Annotated in this window: 21 protein-coding genes and 1 pseudogene; 8 read left to right on the top strand and 14 right to left on the bottom strand. The window is 71.5% G+C overall.

Going from position 1 to position 23,106, the window contains the following annotated elements; translation table 11 throughout:
* Window positions 1–3: 3 nt before the first annotated feature.
* Together GFH48_RS32235 and GFH48_RS32230 are read right to left on the bottom strand one after the other, a co-directional pair.
* Window positions 4–510: a sigma-70 family RNA polymerase sigma factor gene (locus tag GFH48_RS32235; protein ID WP_153291612.1), complete on the bottom strand. Its 507-nt coding sequence runs from the start codon at window positions 508–510 to the stop codon at window positions 4–6.
* 73 nt (window positions 511–583) lie between these two features.
* Entirely contained in the window at window positions 584–1,768 is a 1,185-nt protein-coding gene (locus tag GFH48_RS32230) for a glycerophosphodiester phosphodiesterase (protein WP_153291611.1), read from the bottom strand.
* 343 nt (window positions 1,769–2,111) lie between these two features.
* Between GFH48_RS32230 and GFH48_RS32225 the strand changes: the two genes are divergently transcribed.
* Entirely contained in the window at window positions 2,112–2,801 is a 690-nt protein-coding gene (locus GFH48_RS32225; protein WP_153291610.1) for a lysophospholipid acyltransferase family protein, read from the top strand.
* 83 nt (window positions 2,802–2,884) lie between these two features.
* On the opposite strand, the gene GFH48_RS32220 is transcribed toward GFH48_RS32225, so the two are convergent.
* From GFH48_RS32220 to GFH48_RS32200, 5 genes are all read right to left on the bottom strand, one after another.
* Window positions 2,885–4,450, bottom strand: a complete 1,566-nt coding sequence (locus GFH48_RS32220; protein WP_153291609.1) for an MFS transporter — start codon at window positions 4,448–4,450, stop codon at window positions 2,885–2,887.
* 2 nt (window positions 4,451–4,452) lie between these two features.
* Complete coding sequence (locus tag GFH48_RS32215; protein ID WP_228121055.1) at window positions 4,453–4,998, bottom strand: TetR/AcrR family transcriptional regulator; 546 nt, start codon at window positions 4,996–4,998, stop codon at window positions 4,453–4,455.
* An 82-nt stretch (window positions 4,999–5,080) separates the two neighbouring features.
* Window positions 5,081–6,052, bottom strand: a complete 972-nt coding sequence (locus tag GFH48_RS32210; RefSeq protein ID WP_153291607.1) for an aldo/keto reductase — start codon at window positions 6,050–6,052, stop codon at window positions 5,081–5,083.
* Window positions 6,053–6,347: 295 nt separating this feature from the next.
* A complete protein-coding gene (argH, locus tag GFH48_RS32205; protein ID WP_153291606.1) occupies window positions 6,348–7,781 on the bottom strand; it encodes an argininosuccinate lyase in 1,434 nt (477 codons plus the stop codon).
* A 99-nt stretch (window positions 7,782–7,880) separates the two neighbouring features.
* A complete protein-coding gene (locus tag GFH48_RS32200; protein ID WP_153291605.1) occupies window positions 7,881–9,074 on the bottom strand; it encodes an argininosuccinate synthase in 1,194 nt (397 codons plus the stop codon).
* Window positions 9,075–9,238: 164 nt separating this feature from the next.
* On the opposite strand from GFH48_RS32200, the gene GFH48_RS32195 reads away from it, so the two are divergent.
* A complete protein-coding gene (locus GFH48_RS32195) occupies window positions 9,239–9,826 on the top strand; it encodes a pyridoxamine 5'-phosphate oxidase family protein (protein WP_153291604.1) in 588 nt (195 codons plus the stop codon).
* Window positions 9,827–9,829: 3 nt separating this feature from the next.
* Window positions 9,830–10,519 carry a L,D-transpeptidase family protein gene (locus tag GFH48_RS32190; protein WP_153291603.1) on the top strand — a complete coding sequence of 230 codons (690 nt, stop codon included), beginning with the start codon at window positions 9,830–9,832 and terminating at the stop codon, window positions 10,517–10,519.
* Between the two features lie 70 nt (window positions 10,520–10,589).
* Here GFH48_RS32190 and GFH48_RS32185 read toward each other — a convergent pair whose 3' ends face one another.
* Complete coding sequence (locus tag GFH48_RS32185; RefSeq protein WP_228121054.1) at window positions 10,590–12,017, bottom strand: sensor histidine kinase; 1,428 nt, start codon at window positions 12,015–12,017, stop codon at window positions 10,590–10,592.
* A 59-nt stretch (window positions 12,018–12,076) separates the two neighbouring features.
* Window positions 12,077–12,825 (bottom strand): annotated as a pseudogene (locus GFH48_RS32180) (response regulator transcription factor).
* A gap of 184 nt (window positions 12,826–13,009) precedes the next feature.
* Here GFH48_RS32180 and GFH48_RS32175 point away from each other — a divergent pair.
* The 5 genes from GFH48_RS32175 (at window position 13,010) to GFH48_RS32155 (ending at window position 17,975) form a co-directional block, all read left to right on the top strand.
* Entirely contained in the window at window positions 13,010–14,380 is a 1,371-nt protein-coding gene (locus GFH48_RS32175; protein ID WP_153291601.1) for a ferredoxin reductase family protein, read from the top strand.
* A 7-nt stretch (window positions 14,381–14,387) separates the two neighbouring features.
* On the top strand, window positions 14,388–14,867 hold the full coding sequence (locus tag GFH48_RS32170) for an FMN-binding protein (protein WP_153291600.1): 480 nt from the start codon (window positions 14,388–14,390) through the stop codon (window positions 14,865–14,867).
* 82 nt (window positions 14,868–14,949) lie between these two features.
* A complete protein-coding gene (locus tag GFH48_RS32165) occupies window positions 14,950–16,329 on the top strand; it encodes a ferredoxin reductase family protein (RefSeq protein ID WP_194280735.1) in 1,380 nt (459 codons plus the stop codon).
* Between the two features lie 19 nt (window positions 16,330–16,348).
* The gene (locus GFH48_RS32160) at window positions 16,349–17,194 is read left to right on the top strand and encodes an FMN-binding protein (protein WP_153291599.1); all 846 of its coding nucleotides are present in this window, start codon (window positions 16,349–16,351) and stop codon (window positions 17,192–17,194) included.
* A 43-nt stretch (window positions 17,195–17,237) separates the two neighbouring features.
* Window positions 17,238–17,975 carry an FAD:protein FMN transferase gene (locus tag GFH48_RS32155; RefSeq protein ID WP_194280907.1) on the top strand — a complete coding sequence of 246 codons (738 nt, stop codon included), beginning with the start codon at window positions 17,238–17,240 and terminating at the stop codon, window positions 17,973–17,975.
* Between the two features lie 149 nt (window positions 17,976–18,124).
* Here the strand turns inward: GFH48_RS32155 and GFH48_RS32150 are convergent, their stop codons facing one another.
* From GFH48_RS32150 to argC, 5 genes are read right to left on the bottom strand one after another with little or no spacing between them, the layout of a single operon-like run.
* Window positions 18,125–18,661 carry an arginine repressor gene (locus tag GFH48_RS32150; RefSeq protein ID WP_153291597.1) on the bottom strand — a complete coding sequence of 179 codons (537 nt, stop codon included), beginning with the start codon at window positions 18,659–18,661 and terminating at the stop codon, window positions 18,125–18,127.
* Between the two features lie 17 nt (window positions 18,662–18,678).
* Window positions 18,679–19,869, bottom strand: a complete 1,191-nt coding sequence (locus GFH48_RS32145; RefSeq protein ID WP_153291596.1) for an acetylornithine transaminase — start codon at window positions 19,867–19,869, stop codon at window positions 18,679–18,681.
* Complete coding sequence (gene argB, locus GFH48_RS32140) at window positions 19,866–20,777, bottom strand: acetylglutamate kinase (protein ID WP_194280734.1); 912 nt, start codon at window positions 20,775–20,777, stop codon at window positions 19,866–19,868. Before argB ends, GFH48_RS32145 begins: the two co-directional genes overlap by 4 nt.
* Complete coding sequence (gene argJ, locus GFH48_RS32135; protein WP_153291594.1) at window positions 20,774–21,925, bottom strand: bifunctional glutamate N-acetyltransferase/amino-acid acetyltransferase ArgJ; 1,152 nt, start codon at window positions 21,923–21,925, stop codon at window positions 20,774–20,776. The genes argB and argJ overlap by 4 nt, the downstream gene beginning before the upstream one ends.
* Window positions 21,922–22,950, bottom strand: coding sequence for an N-acetyl-gamma-glutamyl-phosphate reductase (gene argC, locus GFH48_RS32130; protein WP_153291593.1), 1,029 nt, complete (start codon window positions 22,948–22,950; stop codon window positions 21,922–21,924). Before argC ends, argJ begins: the two co-directional genes overlap by 4 nt.
* Window positions 22,951–23,106: the final 156 nt, after the last annotated feature.

Genomic DNA, 23,106 nt, shown 5'->3' with positions numbered 1-23,106 from the left:
CTCCTATCCCCGTGGTCCGCGGGCCGCAACCACCGGTGCCAGCAATCGCCGCAGACATCCCAGACATCTGGAACGTTCCGGACCGAGGCTGCCCTGTGAGATACCCAACTCACCCGCGATCTCACGGTAGGTGAGGTCCTGTGGGGAGAGCAGCGCCGCCATGAGGCGAGGGCATCGGCCGGGCAGCCGGCGTACGGCGTCGTGCAGAGCGCGCCGGGAGTCGGCGGTCAGCGCGCGCCGCTCGGGGCCGGGACCGTCCGGGTCGGCCGGTTCGGACCCGTACGGCTGTTCCCGGCGGGCCGTGCGGCGGGCGCGGCGGGCCTCGGAGCGCACCGCGCGGCGCAGCCATCCCTGCGGGTCGGCGGGCGGGCCGTCCGAGTCGAGGCGCTCCAGGAGGCGCAGCCAGACGGCCTGTTCGAGGTCGCTCGGTTCGGTCCCGGTCGCGTGCGCCTCCGCCGAGGCCTCGGCGGCGAGCAGTGGACGCAGCGCGGAAACCATCTCGTGGGTCATGTGCGGCGGGACGCGGCCGCCCCGGCGGGAGGTTGCCGGGGCGGCCGGGTGTCACCCCATCGGGGTGGCGGGGTCATCCGTTGACGAAGTCCTCGCGGGCGAGCAGCGCGGTGTCCGCGTTGTCGGAGAAGACGCCGTCGATGCCGGTGGCGAAGTAGGTGCGGAACGCGCCGAACGCGTCGCCGTAGGCGTTCGGGTCGGTGCCCCGGCGGAAGTCCGCGGGCAGGAAGACGTTCTCGTTGCGCATCGTGTACGGGTGCAGGATCAGGCCCGCGCGGTGGGCGTCGGCGACCAGGGTGGTCGGCGTGGTGAGGGCGCCGCCTGCGTCCTTGGGGATGACCAGGTCGAGCGTGGGGCCGATGCCCTGGGCGTAGGAGGCCATCCACTTCAGGCCCGCGGGCTTGACGAGGTCCGCGACCGTGCGGGGGTCGCCGGTCGCGACGAAGTCCCAGGGGCGGGTGTTCGCCGCGGAGAGCAGGACGACGAGCGGGTTGTCGACGAGCTTGTCGAGGCGCTGGATGCTGGTCGGCTCGAAGGACTGGATGATGACCGGCGAGTTCCTGCCGTCCTTGCCGTGCTTGCGCAGCACCTTGGCGAGGCGCTCCTCCAGGCCCAGGCCGAGCGCCCGGAAGTAGGTGGGGTGCTTGGTCTCGGGGTAGATCCAGACCTGCTTGCCGCGCTTGCGGGTCTGCTCGTCCTGCCACTGGAGCACCTCTTCGAAGGTGGGGATCTCCCAGCGGCCGTTGTAGAGGGTGTTGTTCGGGCGGTTGGCGGGGATGCGCTCGACGGCCCGCAGGGTCTTCAGCTCGGCGAGCGTGAAGTCCTCCGTGAACCAGCCGGTGGTGGGGACGCCGTCGAGGGTCTTGGTGGTCTTGCGGGCGGCGAACTCGGGGTGCGCCGACACATCGGTCGTTCCGCCGATCTCGGGCTCGTGCCGGCAGACGAGGTGACCGTCCTTGGTGGGGACGAGGTCGCCCGCCTCGACGACGTCCGCGCCCATGTCGAGGGCCAGCTGATAGGAGCCGAAGGTGTGTTCGGGCCGGTAACCGCTGGCGCCGCGGTGTCCTATGACGGTCGGCTTCGGCAGACCCCGGTACCCGCCACCGTGACCGCCGCCCCCGTGACGCTCGTCGGCCCGCGCCACGCCGGACAGTCCGAGGACCGCTCCGCCCGCGCCGAGCACCGCGGCCCCGAGCAGCGCCCGCCGCGCCGTCCCCCGGTCCTGCCCGTTCGACTCCTGCGACTCCTGCGTCCCCATGTCCGCTCCTCCTGCGTCCCGCCCTGCACCTGTCAAAGCGGGACGATCGTAGGGGCCCCTGTGTGACGGGAGGGAGACCCGCGGCGGAACACCTGGGCTCCGCCGGATGTCGTACGGGAGGGAGGTGGTGACGGATCGTCGGACGGGGCGGCGGACCGGGGGAGCCTTGCGCCGTCCGGGGGCGACTTCCGTCACATCGTGTCGAACGGGTGACAGATGCGGGATCGCAGGCCACGGCAGGTAAACATTGGTCAACGGTGCGTGTCCGGACGGTGAACCCGATGTGCAATCACCCGGGACCCGCGAGTATCGTCCTCACCTGCACAGACTCATATTGAACCCCTTGACACCGGAGGGCCCGTTGTCCCGCTTCGTGCTCATCAAGGCAGTGCTCGGACCGATCATGCGCCTGATGTTCCGCCCACGGGTGGAGGGCGTGGAGCACATTCCGGGCGACGGTCCGGTCATCCTGGCCGGCAACCACCTCACGTTCATCGACTCGATGATCCTGCCCCTGGTCTGCGACCGGCAGGTGCTCTTCATCGGCAAGGACGAGTACGTCACCGGCAAGGGGTTCAAGGGCCGCCTCATGGCCTGGTTCTTCACGGGCGTCGGCATGATCCCGGTGGACCGCGACGGCGCCAACGGCGGGGTCGCGGCGCTGATGACCGGCCGTCGCATCCTGGAGGAGGGCAAGGTCTTCGGCATCTATCCCGAGGGCACCCGCTCCCCCGACGGCCGCCTCTACCGCGGCCGCACCGGCATCGCCCGCCTCACCCTGATGACCGGCGCGCCGGTCGTCCCGTTCGCGATGATCGGCACCGACAAACTGCAGCCCGGCGGTGCGGGGATGCCGCGTCCCGGCAAGGTCACGGTCCGCTTCGGCGAGGCCATGGAGTTCTCCCGGTACGAGGGCATGGACCGGGACCGTTACGTCCTGCGCGCCGTGACCGACTCGGTGATGACCGAGGTCATGCGGCTGTCGGGCCAGGAGTACGTGGACATGTACGCCACGAAGGCGAAGGCGGCGTAGCCGGGCGGGAAGCGGGACTGTCCGTCGGCGACGCGACGGACGACCTCGGGCGGCGTTCGCGTGGGCGGACGCCGCCTGTCATGTCACTGGGCCCCGGTCTCCAGTTTCTGTCCCTTCAGCAGGAACCACGCCGCCGCAGCGGTGGCGAGCAGTACCACCGCTCCGATGCCCGAGGCCAGGGCTAGGCCGTCCACGAAGGACGTACGGGCCGCGTCCAGCAGTGCCCGCGAGGTGTGGGCGGGAAGCTTCGTGGCCGCCTCCACCGCACCGCCGAGGGACTCGTGGGCTCCGGCCGGGGTGCCCGCCGGCCCGGTGAAACCGGCGTACACGCCCGTGACGACGGAGCCCAGCAGGGCGATGCCGAGGGCGGCGCCGAGTTCGTACGCCGTCTCGGAGACCGCGGATGCCGCGCCGGCCTGCTCCTTGGGCACGCTGGAGAGGATCACGTCGGCGGTGACGGTGAAGGAGAAGCCCGCGCCGACCCCTACGGCCAGCAGCGCGGTACCGAGCAGCGGGTAGCCGGTGGACCGGTCGAGCACGGTGAGCGCGGCGAGCGCGAGGCCGACCGCGGCGAGCCCGCCGGAGACCACGGCGCGCACCGAGTACCGCCGGGCGGCCGAGCCGGCGACCAGGCCCGCTCCCACCGCACCGACCGCGGCGGGCAGTTCGGCCAGACCCGCCTCGAACGGCCCTCGTCCCTGCACCAGTTGCAGGTACTGCGAGAGGAAGAAGACGAGTCCGGACATCCCGAAGACGGTCAGCAGATCGGCTGCCACGGCCGCGGAGAAGCCCCGGTCACGGAAGAGCCTCATGTCCAGCAGCGGTATCGGCATGCGCAGTTGACGCCGTACGAACCCGTACAGGGCCCCGGCGCCCAGCAGGCCCACGGCCACCGGCTGCCAGGCGAACCCGTGCATGGCCAGTTCCTTCACCGCGTACACGATGCCGATCATGCCGACGAGCGAGAGTGCGACGCTGGCCAGGTCCCAGGGGCCGGGGTTCGGGTTGCGCGACTCCGGCAGCAGTTTGATGCCGACGGGCACCAGGACGAGCATCACGGGCACGTTGATGAGGAAGACCGAGCCCCACCAGAAGTGTTCGAGAAGGAAGCCGCCGACCACGGGTCCGACCGCCGTACCGGCGGACGCCGTGGCGCCCCAGATGCCGATGGCGAGGCTGCGCTCGCGCGGGTCGTGGAAGAGGTTGCGGATCAGGGCGAGTGTGGCGGGCATCAGGGTCGCGCCCGCGACGCCGAGCAGCGCCCGCGCCAGGATCATCAACTCCGGTGTCGTGGCGTAGGCGTTGAGCACGGATATCGCGCCGAACGCGGTCGCGCCGATCAGCAGCAGGCGTTTGCGGCCGATGCGGTCTCCGAGACTGCCCATGGAGACGAGCAGTCCGGCGATGACGAAGGAGTAGACGTCGCCGATCCACAGGAGCTGGGTGCCGGAGGGCTCCAGGTCCTCACTGATGTAGGGCGTCGCGAGACCGAGTACGGTCGCGTCGACGGCCACCAGCAGCACGGCGAGAACGAGGACCGAGAGCGCGAGCCAGCGGCCCGGCCGCTTCTGCGTCCTCGCCGTGTACTCCCCCGCCTTCCCGGCTTCGTCCGAGCCGGGGACACCCTCGTGACGCAGGGTGCTGGTCATGATCACTCTCTCCGTAGCGCGCCGCCGAGCAGCAGCTCGACGATCATGAAGGTGAAGTCCTTGGTGGCGACCCGCCCCTCCAGCACCGCCCAGGCGCCCGAGGCGATCAGCCCGTAGAGCGCCTCGGTGAGCCAGGCCGGGGTGAGGTCGATGCGGAATTCGCCGCTGTCCTGGCCGCGCCGGAACAGCGCGGCGATACGGGCGTCGAGCAGGGCCCAGCCCTCGTTCTGCCCCTCGCCCTCGAACAGCTGGTTCTCGGTGTAGAGGAAGGCGAGGAGTCCGGCGGCCTGCTCCAGCTCGTTCACCAGACGGCGCAGCGCCTCCTGCGCGGTGCCGTCGTCGAGCCGGGCGGCGTCGAGGGCCGCCTCGCACTCGTCGATGCCGAGCGCCTCCAGTGCCCGTACGAGCGCGTCGCGCCCGGCGAACTGGCGGTGCAGCGTTGCCCTGCTGATCCCGGCCGCCCTGGCGACCTCGTCCATCGTGGCGGTGGATCTGCGGGTGAGGAGGGCGGCTGCGCTGCGCAGCACCTGGTCACGGTCGACAGCCATGAGACAAGGATAACCCATGTGAGACATTCATGTCTCATCAGCAGCATCGACGTCTCACGCCCTCCTCGCTCGCGAGGGGGCCTCAGTGCCAGGGCAGCTGTGCGCGGCGTTCCCAGTAGGCCCCCGGCTCCTCGGCGAGGGCGTCGAGGCGGGCCAGCCGGTCCTCGTCGAGATCGACGACGGCGGCGTGCAGATTCGAGGCGAGCTGGTTGGCGGTGGCGGCGCCGGAGAGGACGACTCCGGCCCAGGGGCGGCACAGGACGAAGGCGAGGGCGACGGCGTCCGCGCCCAGCCCGGTCTGCGCGGCGACGGCCGCGACCACGTCCGGCGCGTGCCCGGCGGCGAGGCGGCCGTTGGCCATGGCCTCCTTGACGATCACCGTGAGTCCGGCGTCGTGCGCCTCGGCGAGCGCGGGCGCGGCCGAGGTCTCCAGGACGTTGTACGTGGACTGGACGGTACGGAAGAGGGGGGCGCCGTCGACCGACACCGCGAGCGCGGCGCGGATCGCGTCGGCCTGCGCCGGACCGCTCGTGGAGAAGCCGATGGAGAGGCCGCCGGCCGCGGCTTCGGCGAGCTCGGCGTGCAGCTTCCTGTCGGTGAGTGCCGGGCTGTCCGGGGTCACCGAGTGGATCTGGTAGAGGTCGAGCCGGTCACCGAGCAGCTCCGCGGTCTCGGCGCGCTGCCGCTCGTAGGTGGCGACGCCGTGGTCCTTGATCTCGTGCGCCTCGGCGTCGGTGCGCCAGTCCGCCGTGTAGGTGTAGCCCCACTTGCTGCCGACCACGACGTCGTCGACGCCGGGCCGGGAGTGGAGCCAGTCGGCGAGGAACTCCTCGGAGCGGCCGTACGAGCGGGCCACGTCGTAGTAGCGCACACCCTGGGCGTAGGCGGCGTCGAGGAGTTCGTGGGTCCGCTCGCGCAGGGCGTCGACACTGCGTACGGCGGGGAGGTCGTCCTCACGGCCGAGGTTGATGTAGCCGGGCCGGCCCACCGCCGCCAGGCCGAGCCCGATGTGCGCGGTGGGAGTCGTGGCTGAGGCGAGGCGGGCGAAGGGCATCGCGGGCTCCGTTTCGATCGGCTCCGTACGGCTGCCGACCAACGTAACCCGCGATGCCCCCGTCGCACCGGACCCGTTGATTCTTCTGCCCGGCGCTGCCACTTCCTGTCCTATACCGCCCGAACCTGCCCGATGGCGCTCGTCCGTGTCCGGTGCCGCCCGCTCTTGGCCGGGGGTTCGTTCACGCCCGGCGCCGACCACCGACGACCGGGAGTCCACTCACGTCCGGCATCGGCCACTCGCGACCGGGAGTCCGCTCACGTCCGGTGCCGACCGCGCCCGGCCGGCACCGGTGTCACTTCTTCCGCTTCGCCGTGGCCCAGGTGTGCTGCGCGATCACGTCGGACCTGATCTCCGCGAGCTGCACGGCGACCGCGCTCGGCGCCGTACCGCCACGGCCGTCGCGCGAGGCGAGCGCGCCCGGCACGTTCAGGACGGACCGCACCTCGGGCGTCAGATGCGGGGAGATCTTCGCGAACTGCTCGTCGCTCAGACCGTCGAGTTCGATGCCCTCGGCCTCGGCGACCTTCACGCACTCGCCCGCGACCTCGTGCGCGACACGGAACGGCACGCCCTGCCTGACCAGCCACTCGGCGATGTCGGTGGCGAGCGAGAATCCGGCCGGGGCCAGTTCCTCCATCCGCTCGCGGTGGACGGTGAGGGTGGCCATCATCCCGGTGAAGGCGGGGAGCAGGACCTCCAGTTGGTCGCAGGAGTCGAAGACCGGCTCCTTGTCCTCCTGGAGGTCGCGGTTGTACGCGAGGGGGAGCGCCTTGAGCGTGGCCATCAGGCCCGTCAGATTGCCGATGAGACGCCCCGACTTGCCGCGCGCCAGCTCCGCGATGTCCGGGTTCTTCTTCTGCGGCATGATCGACGAGCCGGTGGAGAACGCGTCGTGGAGCGTGACGAAGGAGAACTCCTTCGTGTTCCAGATGATGACCTCTTCGGCGATCCGGGAGAGGTTCACCCCGATCATCGCCGTGATGAAGGCGAACTCGGCGACGAAGTCGCGGGACGCCGTCCCGTCGATCGAGTTCGCGACCGACCCGTGCTCGAAGCCGAGGTCCTTGGCGACCGACTCCGGGTCGAGGCCGAGGGAGGAACCGGCCAGCGCGCCCGACCCGTACGGCGAGACGGCCGTGCGCTCGTCCCACTGACGCAGGCGCTCCGCGTCCCGGGACAGCGACTGGACGTGCGCGAGCACATGGTGCGCGAAGAGCACGGGCTGAGCGTGCTGGAGGTGGGTGCGGCCGGGCATCGCGACGTCCGGGTGGGCGTCGGCGAGGCCGATCAGCGCGTCCTGGAGGTCGGCGACCAGGCCGCCGATGATCCGGGCGTGGTCGCGCAGGTACATCCGGAAGAGAGTGGCCACCTGGTCGTTGCGGGAGCGGCCCGCGCGCAGCTTGCCGCCGAGGTCGGGGCCGAGCCGCTCCAACAGGCCGCGTTCCAGGGCGGTGTGGACGTCCTCGTCGGCGATGGTGCCGACGAAGGAACCGTCCGCCACGTCGGCTTCGAGCCGGTCCAGCCCCGCGAGCATCCGGGTCAGCTCGTCGTCCGTGAGGAGGTCCGCCCCGTGCAGCACGCGCGCGTGGGCCCGCGATCCGGCGATGTCGTAGGGCGCGAGCCGCCAGTCGAAGTGGACGGACGCGGACAGCTTGGCCAGGGCCTCGGCGGGACCGTCGGCGAAACGGCCGCCCCAGAGCCGTACGTCACCGCTGTTGCTGCTCACTTGCGTTGCTCCTCAAAGGTGGCGGTGTGTGATCGCCTCCGCGCCCAGGAAGGTGAGGAGGCGGCCGTCAGGTCAGTGCGTGCGGGGTGGACTTCGGTGTCACCCGAGGTCGCGCTTGGCGGCGATCTTCGACGACAGGCCGTAGATGTCGATGAAGCCCTTGGCGGCCGCCTGGTCGAAGGTGTCGCCCGTGTCGTAGGTCGCCAGGTCGAAGTCGTAGAGCGACGTGTCGGAGCGCCGGCCGGTGACGACCGCGCGGCCACCGTGCAGGGTCATCCGGATGTCGCCGTCGACCTGCCGGCCGGCCTCTTCGATGAAGCCGTCGAGAGCGCGCTTGAGCGGGGAGAACCACTGGCCGTCGTAGACGAGTTCGCCCCAGCGCTGCTCGACCTGGCGCTTGTAGCGGGCCAGTTCGCGCTCCACCGTCACGTTCTCCAGTTCCTGGTGCGCGGTGATCAGCGCGATCGCGCCCGGAGCCTCGTACACCTCGCGGGACTTGATGCCCACGAGCCGGTCCTCGACCAGGTCGATCCGGCCGACGCCCTGCCCGCCGGCCCGCTCGTTGAGCCGCTGGATGGCCTGAAGGACGCTGACGGGCTCGCCGTCGACGGCGACCGGCACACCCGCCTTGAAGGAGATGACGACCTCGTCGGGCTCGCGGGGCTCGGCCGGGTTCGCGGTGTACTCGTAGATGTCCTCGACCGGCGCGTTCCAGATGTCCTCCAGGAAGCCCGTCTCGACGGCCCGGCCGAACACGTTCTGGTCGATGGAGTACGGAGACTTCCTGGTGGTGGCGATCGGGAGCCGCTTCGCCTCGCAGAAGGCGATCGCCTTGTCACGGGTCATCGCGTAGTCGCGGACCGGGGCGATGCACCTGAGGTCGGGCGCCAGCGCGACGATGCCTGCCTCGAATCGCACCTGGTCGTTACCCTTGCCGGTGCAGCCGTGCGCGACCGTGGTGGCGCCGTGCTTGCGCGCGGCGGCGACGAGGTGCTTGACGATCACCGGCCGGGAGAGCGCGGAGACCAGCGGATAGCGGTCCATGTAGAGGGCGTTGGCCTTGATCGCCGGAAGACAGTACTCGTCGGCGAACTCGTCCTTCGCGTCCGCGACCTCGGCCTCGACGGCACCGCAGGCGAGCGCGCGCTTGCGGATGACGTCCAGGTCCTCGCCGCCCTGACCGACGTCCACGGCGACGGCGACGACCTCGGCACCCGTCTCCTCGGCGATCCAGCCGATGGCGACGGAGGTGTCCAGACCGCCGGAGTAGGCGAGTACGACGCGCTCGGTCACGGGGGTCTCCTTCGCAGTGCGTCCGCTGGTATGCATGAGTATGCAGAACTCTGCATGATTCGTCAATCGGGACGCACCCCCGGAAGGCGCCGGATCACCCCGGGACGAACACGCCGGGGGAATTCCTTAGACAAGCGAAGGACTTTGCCCGATAATCGCTGGACATGGGAAAGACCTATGAACGCATCGACGGCCGGCTGCGCACGTTCATCGAGGCCCAGCCCGTCTTCTTCACCGCGACCGCGCCGCTGTCCTCGGACGGCACGGTCAACCTCTCCCCCAAGGGCGTCACCGGTTCGTTCGCCGTGCTCGACGAACTGACCGTGGCCTATCTCGACTTCGCCGGCAGCAACGCGGAGACCATCGCGCATCTGCGGGAGAACGGCAGGATCACGCTCATGTGGTGCGCCTTCCAGGGGCCGCCGAACATCGTCCGGGTGCACGGCCACGGCGAGCCCGTCTTCCGTGACGACCCGCGCTTCAAGGGGCTGCTCGCGCACTTCCCCGGCGTCGACCCCACCCCGCACGGCCTGCGCGCGATCATCGTCGTGACGGCCGAACTCGTACGCGACACCTGTGGGTACGCGGTGCCCTTCATGTCGTACGACGCGGACCGCGACCTGCACGCCAAGCGCTTCGCCCGCGAGGACGACGCCTCCCTGAACACGTACTTCACCAAGAAGGAGCACATCGCGACGAGCCTGGACGGCCTACCCGGGCTGCCGCTCCCGCTGCCGCCCACTACCGTCTGAGCCATGCGCCCCGGAGCCGTCGCCCTCGCGTCCGCGTCCCTGCTCGCTCTCGCCCCGGGCGGACCGACGCCGCTCCCCGAGCTGCTCGCGGACACCGGGGGCGGAAGCCAGCTGATCACGGCGCGGGCGGCGCGCGCCGACGCGACGTCGGGCACGCTCACCTGGTGGGACCGGCGCGACGGACACTGGGTGAAGGCCGGGTCGGCGGTGGCGCGCTTCGGGTCGAAGGGGCTGGTCGAGGGCGGCTCACGCAGACAGAGCACGAACACCACGCCCACGGGGCTGTACGCCCTTCCGTTCGCCTTCGGGATCAAGGCGGCGCCGGCCGGCACCGCGGTTCCGTACCGGCGGGTGCGGCAGGAGTCCTGGTGGTGCCAGGACAACGACTCCCGTTCCTACAACCGGTGGACCGAGCCGCGGCCGGCCGACTGCCGTGCGTCCGAGTCCGAGCACCTGATCGCGTACCAGAGGCAGTACGCCTACGCGCTGGTCGTGGGGTTCAACTACGGGCATCCCGTGCGGGGGCGCGGGGCGGGGATCTTCCTGCATGTCGACGGCGCCGGGGCGACGGCCGGCTGTGTGTCGGTGCCCGAGGACGCGATGCGACGGATTCTCGGGTGGGTCGATCCCGCGAAGGGGCCGCGTATGGCGATCGGGACGGTGGGCGGCGGGACCGCGATCACTCGTTACTAGGTACGGATCGCTTTCCGCGGCCGGCCTCGCCCGCGCGGCGGAGCCGCGTGGTGTCCCGGCCCCGATCCTCCTACCCGGCGCCCAGACGGACCGTGAACCTGGTCGCCCCCGGACGGCTCTCCAGCGCGACCGTGCCGCCGTGGGCCTCCACCACGGCCGCCACGATGGACAGTCCGAGGCCGGCGCCGCCGCCCGCTCCCCCGGTGCGGCGGCGGTCGGCTCGGGTGAAGCGTTCGAAGACACCGGGTCGGACGTCCTCCGGAACTCCCGGACCGTCGTCGTGGACCGTCAGGACGGCCGTCTCGCCGTCGAGCTCCAGGGACACCGTGACCTTGGTACCGACCGGCGTGTGCCAACGGGCGTTGGCCAACAGGTTGGCCAACACTTGTTGGAGACGGTGGGCGTCGCCCGTCACCGTGACCGGTTCCTCCGGGAGTTCCAGCGTCCAGCGGTGGTCGGGGCCCGCGGCGCGGGCGTCGGTGACCGAGTCGAGGACGAGGTGCGTGAGGTCGACGGGAAGGCGTTCCAACGGGCGGCCCGCGTCGAGGCGGGCGAGCAGGAGCAGGTCGTCGACCATCTCGCCCATCCGCGCCGACTCGGCGGCGATGCGTTCGAGGGCCCGGGTGACCTCGGGCGGCACCGGCCCCGGGTGCAGCAGCGCGAGCTCGGCGTGGCCGCGGACCGAGGCGACCGGCGTGCGCAGCTCGTGGCTGGCGTCGGCCGCGAAGCTGCGCAGCCGTTCCTCGCTCGCGTGCCGTTTGGTCAGCGCGTCCTCGACATGGCCGAGCATCCTGTCGAACGCGCCGGCTACGCGGCCCACCTCACTGCGCGGATCCCGCTCGGGCGCACGCGCCGGCAGCGCCACCTCACCGCTGGCGAGCGGCAGCTCGCTGACCCGGGTCGCGGTCGCGGCGACCCGGCTCAGGGGACGCAGCGACCAGCGCACCCACAGGGCTCCGGCGACTCCGGCGATCACGAGCGCCAGGCCGAAGACGCAGCCGGCGACCAGTTCCAGACGGTGCACGGCGGCCCGGACCGGTTCCATCGGCAGCCCGGTGACCAGGACGTCGCCGTCCCGTCCGCGCGCCGCCGTCACCCGGTAGTCGCCCAGTGCCGACAGACAGACGGTGTGGCCGCGGCCGTCGGCGGGGACACCGGCCAGGGACCGCCGGTCGGAGGCGGTCAAGGACACGTTCAGGTCGGTGATGTTCCGGCCGGAGGGCACGACCGCCGCGTTGGTGACGTCCCGGCCGACCAGCCGCGCGCCGAAGGTGCCGGTGCTCTGCCGCCTGGTGTCGCCGTTCTCGTCGCCGTCGTGGTCGGATTTCCGCACGCCGCCGTGCTCCAGGCTCGCGGGGAACCGCACCCCGACGTCGTGCAGCTGCTGGTCGAGGCGGCCGGTGAGGAAGCCGTCCAGTTCGTACACCGCGGCCACCCCGACGGCGGCGCAGCTGACGGTGAGCAGCACCAGGAGCCCGGCGGTGAGGCGGGCCCTCATCGTGCGCGGGAGTATCAGCCGGCGCACGCCCTCCCGCACCCGTGGCCACCGGCGCCGGCTCATCGTCCGGCCACGGGCTTGATCACGTACCCCGCGCCCCGCACCGTGTGGATCATGGGCTCGCGGCCCGCGTCCACCTTCTTGCGCAGATAGGATATGTACAGCTCCACGACATGGGCCTGGCCGCCGAAGTCGTAGGACCAGACCCGGTCGAGGATCTGCGCCTTGCCGAGCACCCGGCGCGGGTTGCGCATCAGGAAACGCAGCAGTTCGAACTCGGTCGGCGACAGCTCGACCAGCTCGCCGCCCCGGGTCACCTCGCGGGCCTCCTCGTCCATCACGAGGTCGCCGACGGTCAGGCGTGGCCCCTCGTCCAGTTGCCGGGCCATGCCCGCGCGGCGCAGCCGCGCAGCCGGGCGACGACCTCCTCCAGACTGAACGGCTTGGTCACGTAGTCGTCGCCGCCCGCCGTGATGCCCGCGATGCGGTCCTCGACGGCGTCCCGCGCGGTGAGGAAGAGCACACAGACCCCGGGGCGCACGGTGCGCAGGGTGCGCAGCACGGCGAAGCCGTCGGCGTCCGGGAGCATCACGTCGAGGACGACGGCGTCCGGCGTCAGCTCGCGCGCCGCGGTGACGGCCGAGGCCGCGTCGCCCGCCGTCCGGACGGTCCACCCCTCGTAGCGCAGGGCGCCGGAGAGCACCTCGGCCAGGTCCGGATCGTCGTCGACGACGAGAACGCGGACGGGGGTGCCGTCGGGACGGGTGAGCGCGGGCAGGCCGGAGCCTCGGGAGCGGGGAGTGTTCATGTCGTCCTCCAGGATCACCCCTCGCCGGAGCCGGCGGCCCCCCTCCCGCCTCTGAGTTTCCTGTGAGTGGGCCGCGTGTGCCGCTCTCCGTCTCCTGTGAATCCGCGGCGAAGGCGCCCGTTCAGAGGCCGCTCAGAAGTTGGCGGAGCACAGTTTCCCTCCGGACGGCCGGAAGGACGGACATATGACCACGGTGCACGAGCGGACAGCGGTCCCTCGCCCGTCACGCGGACGCGGACGCCCGCGTCCCTCACCCGCCGGGCCTCTGCTGGCCCTGCTGTGGGCCGGGGCCTGCGCGGTCGTCGCCCTGTGGTGGTACGACACGCGGTCGGTGGTGGGCCTCGCGGGGTGGCTGACGGACGCCGGGCGGATCGCCGGGCTGCTGTGCGGCTACGGCTGCGCGGTGCTCGTGGCGCTGGTGGCCCGGGTGCCCCTGCTGGAGCGGCGGATCGGCTCCGACCGGGTGACCCGCTGGCACGCCATGGCCGGCCGGTACACCGTCAGCCTGCTGGTGGCGCATGTCACGCTGGTCCTCTTCGGGTACGCCGCCCAGGACGGGGCGGGCATCGCGCACGAGACGCTGAGCGTGGTGTCCGACTACCCGGACATGCTCAAGGCCACGACCGGCACGCTCATCCTCCTCGCGGTCGGGATCACCTCGGCACGCGCGGCCCGCCGCCGGATCAGCCACGAGTTCTGGTACTACCTGCACCTGCTGACGTACGTGGCCGTGTTCCTCGCCTTCTTCCACCAGCTCGCGCTGGGCTCGGACTTCGCCGGCGACACCGCCGCACGGGCCGCCTGGTACGTGCTCTACGTGGGCACGGCCGCCCTGGTCGTCTGGTTCAGGCTGCTCACCCCGGTACGGCTCAACCTGCGCCACCGGCTGCGCGTGGAGTCCGTGCGCCCCGAGGCGCCCGGTGTCTTCTCCGTCGTCGTGCGCGGGGAACGGCTGGACGAACTGAACGCCCGGGCGGGGCAGTTCTTCCGCTGGCGGTTCCTCTGCGACGGGATGCGGTGGACCTCGACGCCGTACTCGCTGTCGGCCCCGCCGCGCCCCGGCCTGATGCGGATCACCGTGAAGGCGCTCGGCGACCACAGCGCCGCCGTGGGGCTGCTGCGGCCCGGCACCCGGGTGTGGGCGGAGGGGCCCTACGGGGCGCTGACCGCCGAGCGGCACACCGGACGCAAGGCGCTGCTGATCGCCGGCGGCGTCGGCATCACACCGCTGCGCGCCCTGTTCGAGACGCTGCCCGGCGGTCCCGGCGACGTGACGCTGCTCTACCGGGCGAGCACGACCGGGGACCTCGCCCTCGGCGCCGAACTGGAGGCGATAGCGCGGTGGCGTGGGGCGCGCGTCCTGTACGCGGTCAACGGCGCCGACGGGACACGCCCGCGGTTCACCGCCGATTCCCTGCGGAAGGCCGTGCCCGGCCTCACCGGGCACGACGTCTATCTGTGCGGTCCGCCCGCCATGGCACGGGACCTGTACGGGGCGCTGCGCGCGGCCGGGATCCCCGACCGCCGTATCCACCACGAGTCGTTCGAACTGTGAGGTCGCCTTGCACGCCCTGAAGAAGCACCGCCCGCTGCGCCGCGTGACGCTGACGGCGGCCGCCACCGTCACGGGTCTCGTCCTGCTGCTGTCGCTCAAGCCGCACACACCGCCGACCGTGGCCCGGGCGTCCCCGTCCGCCGGGCGGTCGCCGTCGCGGTCCGGGGCGCCCTCCTCGACTCCCTCACCTGCAAGCACGAGCGCCACCGGCACCAGGACCGTCACCGGTGACACGGTCCAGACCCGCTGGGGCCCCGTCCAGGTGCGCGTCACGCTGAGGAACGGCGAGATCACCGACGTGACCGCGGTCTCCTCCCCCACGGACAATCCACGCGACCAGGAGATCAGCAGTTACGCCATCCCCCAGCTCAGGCGGGAGGCGCTGGCCGCGCAGAGCGCCCGGATCGACTCCGTCTCGGGGGCCTCGTACACCAGCGACGGATACAAGCGGTCCCTCCAATCGGCACTGGACTCGGCAGGCCTCTGAACGCACGGCCGTCGGGGCCCGTATCTCTGGGCCAGGGGGCCTCTCCCCTCGCCCCGTCCCCACGGACGACCACGGAGGAACCGTGTCCACGATCGCCGGTGGCCGCGCCGCGCGGCGCCAGACCCTGCGCCGAATCCGCCCACGACGCTCGCCCGCCGTCCCCCTGCTGCTCGCCGTAGGGGCGGGCGCGGCCGGGGTCGTCTGGCTGTGGTGGAGCAACACTCCGTCCATCGCGGACGACAACAGCAAGATCCTCAACGCGGGCCGCATCACGGGGCTGCTCGCCGGGTACCTGATGGCACTGGTGGTGCTGCAGATGGCCCGGGTGCCCGCCCTCGAACGCCGGGTGGGCTCGGACCGGGTCGCGCGCTGGCACGCGATGAGCGGCCGGTACACGATCTGTCTGGTCCTCGCCCACCTCGTCCTCATCATGTGGGGCTACGCGCTGCAGGCGGGCAAGAGTTTCGGCGACATCGTCCAGCAGACCATCGACTCGATCGAGCAGCTGCCCGACATGGGCAAGGCGGCGATCGGCACCGGACTGCTGTTCGTCATCGCCCTGCTCTCCATGGGCCCGGTGCGCCGCAGGATGGGATACGACACCTGGTACCACATTCACCTGCTCACCTACGCCGCCGTCTTCCTGACGTTCTGGCACCAGCTCTCCACGGGCAACGAGTTCGCCGTCGACCCGACCGCGAAGACCGTCTGGTACGGGCTCTACGGGTCGGTGACGGCGCTGGTGCTCTGGTACCGGATCCTCGCCCCGATCCGGCTGAACCTGAAACACCGGATGCGGGTCGAGGCGGTCGTCGAGGAGACGCCCGGCATCGTCTCGGTGCTGATCAGCGGCCGGAAACTGCACCGCATGGGTGCGGAGGCCGGGCAGTTCTTCCGCTGGCGCTTCCTGGCACCGGGCATGCGGCTCAGCTCGCACCCGTACTCGCTGTCGGCGGCGCCGCGCCCCACCATGCTGCGCATCACGGTGAAGGCGATCGGCGACCACAGCTCCGCCCTGCGCGATCTGCGGCCCGGCACCCGGGTCTGGGCCGAGGGACCCTACGGGGCGCTGACGGCGGCCAAGCGCAGCCGCGGCAAGGTCCTGCTGGTGGCCGGTGGCGTCGGCATCACTCCGATGCGCGCGCTGTTCGAGACACTGCCCGGCTCGGCGGGCGATCTGACCCTGCTCTACCGGGCCAACACCACACAGGACCTGGCCCTGTGGGACGAGCTGGCGTCGATCGCCGAGGAGCGCGGGGCCCGGCTGATGTACGCGGTGAACAGCCCCGAGGGGGAGCGTCCGGACATCTCGGCGGAGACCCTGAGCCGGAAGCTGCCGGACATCGACCGCCACGACGTCTTCATGTGCGGGCCGCCCGGCTTCGCGCAGCAGGTCTACGAGGCACTGCGCGGCGCGGGGGTTCCCGCACGCCGCATCCATCACGAGTCGTTCGAGATGTGAGCGACGGGAGTCAGGAGCGATGAAGAAGAGCCACCCCATTCGACGTGCCGTGCTGGCCGGGGCCGCCACCGTGTCCGGGATCGTGCTGCTGCTGTCGTTGAAGCCTGCCTCCGATCCGGCGTCCGCGTCGGCGCAGGGCGCGGCGGCGTCGCAGCAGTCGGCGGCGGCGCGGGAGTCGCCCCAGGGCGGCAGCGCGCAGCAGTCGTCCTCGGGGGCCCGGACGGTCACCGGCGACGTCGCCCAGACCCAGTACGGTCCGGTCCAGGTCCGTATCACCGTCAGCGGCGGCAAGGTCACCAAGTCCGAGGTCGTCCAGATCCCGAGCGGTGGCCGCAGTACCCAGGTGAGCAACAGCTCGGTGCCCCGGCTCAACCAGGAGGCCGTGGCCGCGGGCAGCGCCGACATCGACGCCGTGTCCGGCGCCACCTACACCAGCGCCGGGTACAAGAAGTCGCTGCAGTCGGCACTCGACAAGGCGAAGGCCGCGGGCGGCGGGACGGCGGGGTCCGCGGGGTCCAAGGGCTCGTCCGGTTCCTCGGGTTCCTCGGGCTCGTCCGGTTCCTCCGCGGCGCCCCAGGCCCCCGCGACCCGGGCCCGCACCGTCACCGGGGATGTCGCCCAGACCCAGTACGGCGCCGTCCAGGTCCGTGTCACGGTCAGCGGCGGCAAGATCACCAAGGCCGAGGCCGTCCAGGCGCCCAAGGGCGGACTGAGCGACCAGAAGACCGCGATGGCCGTTCCCAAGCTCAACCAGGAGGCCGTCGCGGCCGGGAGCGCCGACATCGACGCCGTGTCCGGCGCCACCTACACCAGCACGGGATACAAGCAGTCCCTGCAGTCGGCCCTGGACAAGGCCGGTGGCTGACCCCTCCCAGGAGCCGCACACGCTGCGGCACGCCGAAGAAGTCATGGGCACCGTCTTCTCCTTCGACGTGCGTGGCGGCGAACCCGACGTCGTCCGGACCGCGTTGGAGGAGGCGGTCGCCGAACTCCACAAGGTGGACGAGGTGTTCAGCACCTACCGTGAGGACAGCCAGCTCTCGCGCCTGGCACGCGGTGAGCTGACCGTCGAGGAGTGCGATCCGGAGGTCGGCGAGGTGCTCGACCTGTGCGCCGAGGCGGAGCGGCTGAGCGCGGGCTGGTTCAGCACCAGGTACGCGGGACGGCTCGACCCGACCGGCCTCGTGAAGGGCTGGGCGACCGAGCGTGCGGGCCGGCGCCTGGCGGTGGCCGGCGCGAGCGGGGTGAGTGTGAACGGGGGCGGCGACGTCCAGCTCTTCGGGGTTCCCGGCACCCACCGCCCCTGGCGGGTCGGCGTCTCGGATCCGCTGCGTCCCGGTGGGCTCGCGGCCGTCGTCTCCGCCGCCGGTGTGGACGAGCTGGCGGTGGCCACGTCCGGCACCGCCGAGCGCGGCGCCCACATCGTCGACCCGAGCACCGGCCGCTCCGCGGTCACCGACCTCGTCGCCGTGACGGTGGTGGGTCCCCGCCTGACCTGGGTGGACGCCTGGGCGACGGCCGCCTTCGCGATGGGTTCGCGTGAGGCCCTGAGCTGGCTGGAGTCCCTGCCGGACATCGAGGCGCTCCTCATCACGGCGGGCGACGAGGTGCGCTGCACCGGGGGGCTCGCCCAGCGCCTGGGGTGACCGGAGCGGTCCCGTCAGTGGCGCGGAGAACCGCGCGACCAGCCCCGTACGGCCCACGGCCGGACGCGGACCTGGGCCTACGGGCCCACGGGCCCACGGAAATGGAGGGGTGTCCCCGGTCCGGGGGCACCCCTCCACTTCCGTGCGCGTCAGTGATGGTTCTGGGCCAACCGCAGCAGATGGTCGGCCAGCGCCTGCCCGCCCGTCGCGTCCCGGCTGATCAGCAACAGTGTGTCGTCACCGGCGATCGTCCCCAGGATGTCTTGCAGTTCGGCCTGGTCGATCGCCGAGGCGAGGAACTGCGCGGCTCCCGGAGGAGTACGCAGGACCACGAGGTTCGCGGAGGCCTCCGCGGAGATCAGCAGTTCCGAGGAGAGCCGGCGCATCCGTTCCTCCTTCGCCGACTCCCCCAGGGGCACCCGCGGGGTGCGGAAACCGCCCTCGCTCGGTACCGCGTAGATGAGGTCGCCGTCGTTGTTGCGGATCTTCACCGCGTTCAGCTCGTCCAGGTCCCGGGAGAGCGTCGCCTGGGTGACGTTCAGCCCGTCGTCGGCGAGGAGTTTCGCCAACTGGCTCTGTGAGCGCACCGGTTGCCGGTTGAGGATGTCCACGATCCGGCGGTGGCGTGCGGTACGGGTCTGCGGCACGGCAGGCCCCGCGTGCTCGTGGTCCTGCGCCTGGCTCATCGTCGTCGTCCCATTTCTCAGGATCCGTCCCCGTTGACTGCGTCGAGGACGCCGGGAAGGGCTCCGAGCAGGACGTCCACCTCGTCGTCGCTCAGGTTCAGCGGGGGCATCAGCCGTACGACAGCGGGGGTGGGCGCGTTCACCAGGAGACCGGCGTCCTGAGCCGCCTGCTGCACCTGGGGCGCGAGCGGCTCGGTGAGCACGATACCCAGGAGCAGGCCGGCACCCCGGACGTGGTCGACCAGAGGGTGCCCGAGCGACTCGATCCCGTCCCGCAGCTTCGCGCTCGTGCGCTTCACGTTCTCCAGGAGCCCCTCGGACGCGATGGTGTCGAGGACGGCGAGTCCGGCGGCGCAGACGACCGGGTTGCCACCGAAGGTCGTCCCGTGCCGGCCGGGCCCCAGCAGCTCCGCGGCCCGGCCGAACGCGACGGTCGCCCCCAGCGGCAGTCCGCCGCCGAGGCCCTTGGCGAGCGTCACGACGTCCGGCAGGACGCCCTCGTGTGCCTGGTACTCGAACCAGTGGCCGGTCCGGCCGATTCCGGTCTGCACCTCGTCGAGGACCAGCAGCGAACCGGTGGCGGCGGTGATCGCACGGGCCGCCTTGAGGTAGCCGGCCGGTGGCACGACCACACCGTTCTCGCCCTGGATCGGCTCGATGACGACCAACGCCGTCTCGTCGGTGACGGCCGCGGCCAGCGCCTGCGCGTCGCCGTACGGGACGTGAGTGACGTCACCGGGCATCGGCAGGAAGGGCTCCCGCTTGCCGGGCTGACCGGTGAGCGCGAGGGCGCCCATGGTCCGGCCGTGGAAGCCGCCCCGGGTCGCCACCATGTGGCCGCGGCCGGTCAGCCGGCCGATCTTGAAGGCGGCCTCGTTGGCCTCGGCTCCCGAGTTGCAGAAGTACACCCTGCCGTCGCGGCCGAAGAGCTGGAGCAGGCGTTCGGCGAGCGCGACGGGCGGCTCGGCGACGAACAGGTTGGAGACATGGCCCAGCGAGGCGATCTGCGTGCCGACGGCCTCGACGATCGCCGGGTGCGCGTGGCCGAGCGCGTTGACCGCGATGCCGCCGACGAAGTCGAGGTACTCCTTGCCGTCGGCGTCCCACAGCCGGGTGCCGGCGCCGCGGACGAGGGGCAGCCGTGGGGTGCCGTAGTTGTCCATGAGCGAGCCCTGCCACCGCTCGGTCAGTTCCTGGTTGGCGGTCATACGGCGTCCCCCTCTTGCGCGTCCGGCACGACCATCGTGCCGATCCCCTCGTCGGTGAAGATCTCCAGCAGGATCGAGTGCTGCACGCGGCCGTCGATGACGCGGGCCGTGGTGACCCCGTTGCGCACGGCGTGCAGACAGCCCCGCATCTTCGGCACCATGCCGCTGGCCAGCTCGGGCAGCAGTTTCTCCAGCTCGGAGGCGGTCAGGCGGCTGATCACCTCGTCGCTGTGGGGCCAGTCCTCGTAGAGACCCTCGACGTCCGTGAGGACCATGAGGGTTTCGGCGCCAAGTGCCGCAGCGAGTGCCGCAGCCGCCGTATCAGCATTGACGTTGTAGACATGTCCGTCGTCCTGGGAGCGGGCGATCGAGGAGACGACCGGGATCCGGCCGTCGACGAGCAGCGCCTCGATGGCACCGGTGTCGATGTCGGTGATCTCGCCGACCCGGCCGATGTCGACCAGTTCGCCGTCGATCTCGGGCAGGTGCTTGGTGGCGGTGATGGTGTGCGCGTCCTCGCCGGTCATGCCGACGGCGAGTGGTCCGTGCTGGTTGAGCAGTCCGACCAGCTCGCGCTGCACCTGTCCGGCCAGCACCATCCGTACGACGTCCATGGCGTCCTCGGTGGTCACCCTGAGGCCGGCCTTGAACTCGCTGACGATGCCGTGTCGGTCGAGCTGTGCGCTGATCTGCGGACCGCCGCCGTGCACGACGACGGGCTTGAGGCCTGCGTGGTGCAGGAAGACGACGTCCTGCGCGAAGGCGGCCTTCAGCTCCTCGTCGATCATGGCGTTGCCGCCGAACTTGATGACGACGGTCTTGCCGCGGTGGCGGGTCAGCCAGGGCAGCGCCTCGATGAGGATCTGGGCCTTGGGAAGTGCGGTGTGCTTCCGCGTCATGTGGCTCATGAGGAGTAGGCGCTGTTCTCGTGGACGTAGTCCGCGGTGAGGTCGTTGGTCCAGATGGTGGCGGTGGCGGCGCCCGCGGCGAGGTCGGCGACGATGTGGACCTCGCGGTAGCGCATGTCGACGAGCTCGCGGTCCTCACCGACTCCGCCGTTCTTGCAGACCCACACGCCGTTGATGGCGACGTTCAGCTGGTCCGGCTCGAACGCGGCCCGGGTGGTGCCGATGGCGGACAGGACACGCCCCCAGTTGGGGTCCTCACCGTGGATCGCGCACTTGAGGAGGTTGTTGCGGGCGATGGAGCGGCCCACCTCGACGGCGTCCTCCTCGGTCGCGGCGCCCACGACCTCGACCTTGATGTCCTTGCTGGCGCCCTCGGCGTCCCGGATGAGCTGCTGTCCGAGGTCGTCGCAGACCGCTCGTACGGCCTCGGTGAACTCAGCGGGGTCCGGGGTGATCTCCGAGGCGCCGGAGGCGAGCAGCAGCACGGTGTCGTTGGTCGACATGCAGCCGTCGGAGTCGACACGGTCGAAGGTGGTGCGGGTGGCGGCGCGCAGGGCCTTGTCGAGGCTCGCGGTGTCCACGTCCGCGTCCGTCGTGAGGACGACGAGCATGGTGGCGAGGCCCGGTGCGAGCATGCCCGCGCCCTTGGCCATGCCGCCCACGGTCCAGCCGTCGCCGGTGCGCACCGACGTCTTGTGCACGGTGTCGGTGGTCTTGATGGCGATGGCGGCCTTCTCGCCGCCGTGCGGGCCGAGCTGGGCCGCCGCGGTCTCGACGCCCGCCAGCACCTTGTCCATGGGCAGGAGGACGCCGATGAGTCCGGTGGAGGCCACCGCCACCTCGCCGGCGTTCACGTCCAGGACCGCGGCGGTCTTCTCCGCGGTGGCGTGGGTGTCCTGGAAGCCCTTGGGGCCCGTACAGGCGTTGGCGCCGCCGGAGTTGAGGACGACGGCGGAGACCTGGCCGCCCTTGAGTACCTGCTCGGACCAGAGCACCGGGGCGGCCTTCACCCGGTTGGAGGTGAAGACTCCCGCGGCGGCCAGACGGGGCCCGTTGTTGACCACGAGGGCCAGGTCCGGGTTGCCGTTCGCCTTGATGCCTGCGGCGATGCCGGAGGCGGTGAAGCCCTTGGCGGCGGTGACGCTCACGGTGCGACTCCGATCGTGGTGAGGCCGAGCTCCTCGGGGAGCCCGAGGGCGATGTTCATGCTCTGGACGGCCCCGCCGGCCGTGCCCTTGGTCAGGTTGTCGATGGCGCTGATCGCGATGATGCGGTGCGTGGCTTCGTCGAGAGCGACCTGCACCTGAACGGCGTTGGAACCGTAGACGGACGCGGTGGCGGGCCACTGCCCCTCGGGCAGCAGCCGCACGAACGGCTCGTCCGCGAACGTCTTCTCGTAGGCGGCCCGTACGGACTCGGCGGTGACCCCGGCCCTGGCCCTTGCGCTGCACGTGGCGAGGATGCCGCGGGGCATCGGGGCGAGGGTCGGGGTGAAGGAGACGGCGACGGGCTCGCCCGCGGCACCGCTCAGGTTCTGGATCATCTCGGGGGTGTGCCGATGGACGCCGCCGACGCCGTACGGGGACATGGACCCCATGACCTCGCTGCCGAGCAGATGGGGCTTGGCGGCCTTGCCCGCGCCGGACGTTCCGGAGGCGGCGACGATCACGGCCTCGGGCTCGGCGAGTCCGGCCGCGTAGGCCGGGAAGAGCGCGAGGGAGACGGCCGTCGGGTAGCAGCCGGGCACCGCGATGCGCCTGGTCCCCTCCAGCGCGGCGCGGCCACCGGGAAGTTCGGGCAGGCCGTAGGGCCAGGTGCCGGCGTGCGGCGATCCGTAGAACCTCTCCCAGTCGGCCGGGTCCGCGAGCCGGAAGTCGGCACCCATGTCGACGACGAGGACGTCCGGTCCGAGCTGCTCGGCGACGGCCGCGGACTGCCCGTGGGGAAGCGCGAGGAACACGACGTCGTGCCCGCCCAGCACCTCGGCGGTCGTCGGCGCGAGGACGCGGTCGGCGAGCGGCAGCAGATGCGGTTGCAGCGTGCCCAGGCGCTGACCCGCGTTGGCGTTGCCGGTCAGGGCGCCGATCTCGACCTCGGGGTGCGCGAGGAGCAGGCGCAGCGCCTCACCGCCCGCGTACCCACTCGCTCCCGCCACTGCTGCGCGTACCGCCATGGAACCCTCCTCCTAGATGGCATGACTATACGTATCGATGCACGTTTATGCAATGCAGTCATGGGGGAACCGGGCCGTGGGTGAGACGTTGCGCTTCAGTCGGCGGGTTATGCGGGGTGGTCGGCGGGCAGGGTAGCGCCCTTGATGGGTGATTGG

It is taken from the genome of Streptomyces fagopyri (assembly GCF_009498275.1).
GTDB classification, from domain to species: Bacteria; Actinomycetota; Actinomycetes; order Streptomycetales; family Streptomycetaceae; genus Streptomyces; species Streptomyces fagopyri.
The sequence above is the reverse complement of the archived record's forward strand: the minus strand, read 5'-3'. Positions and strand labels throughout refer to the sequence as shown.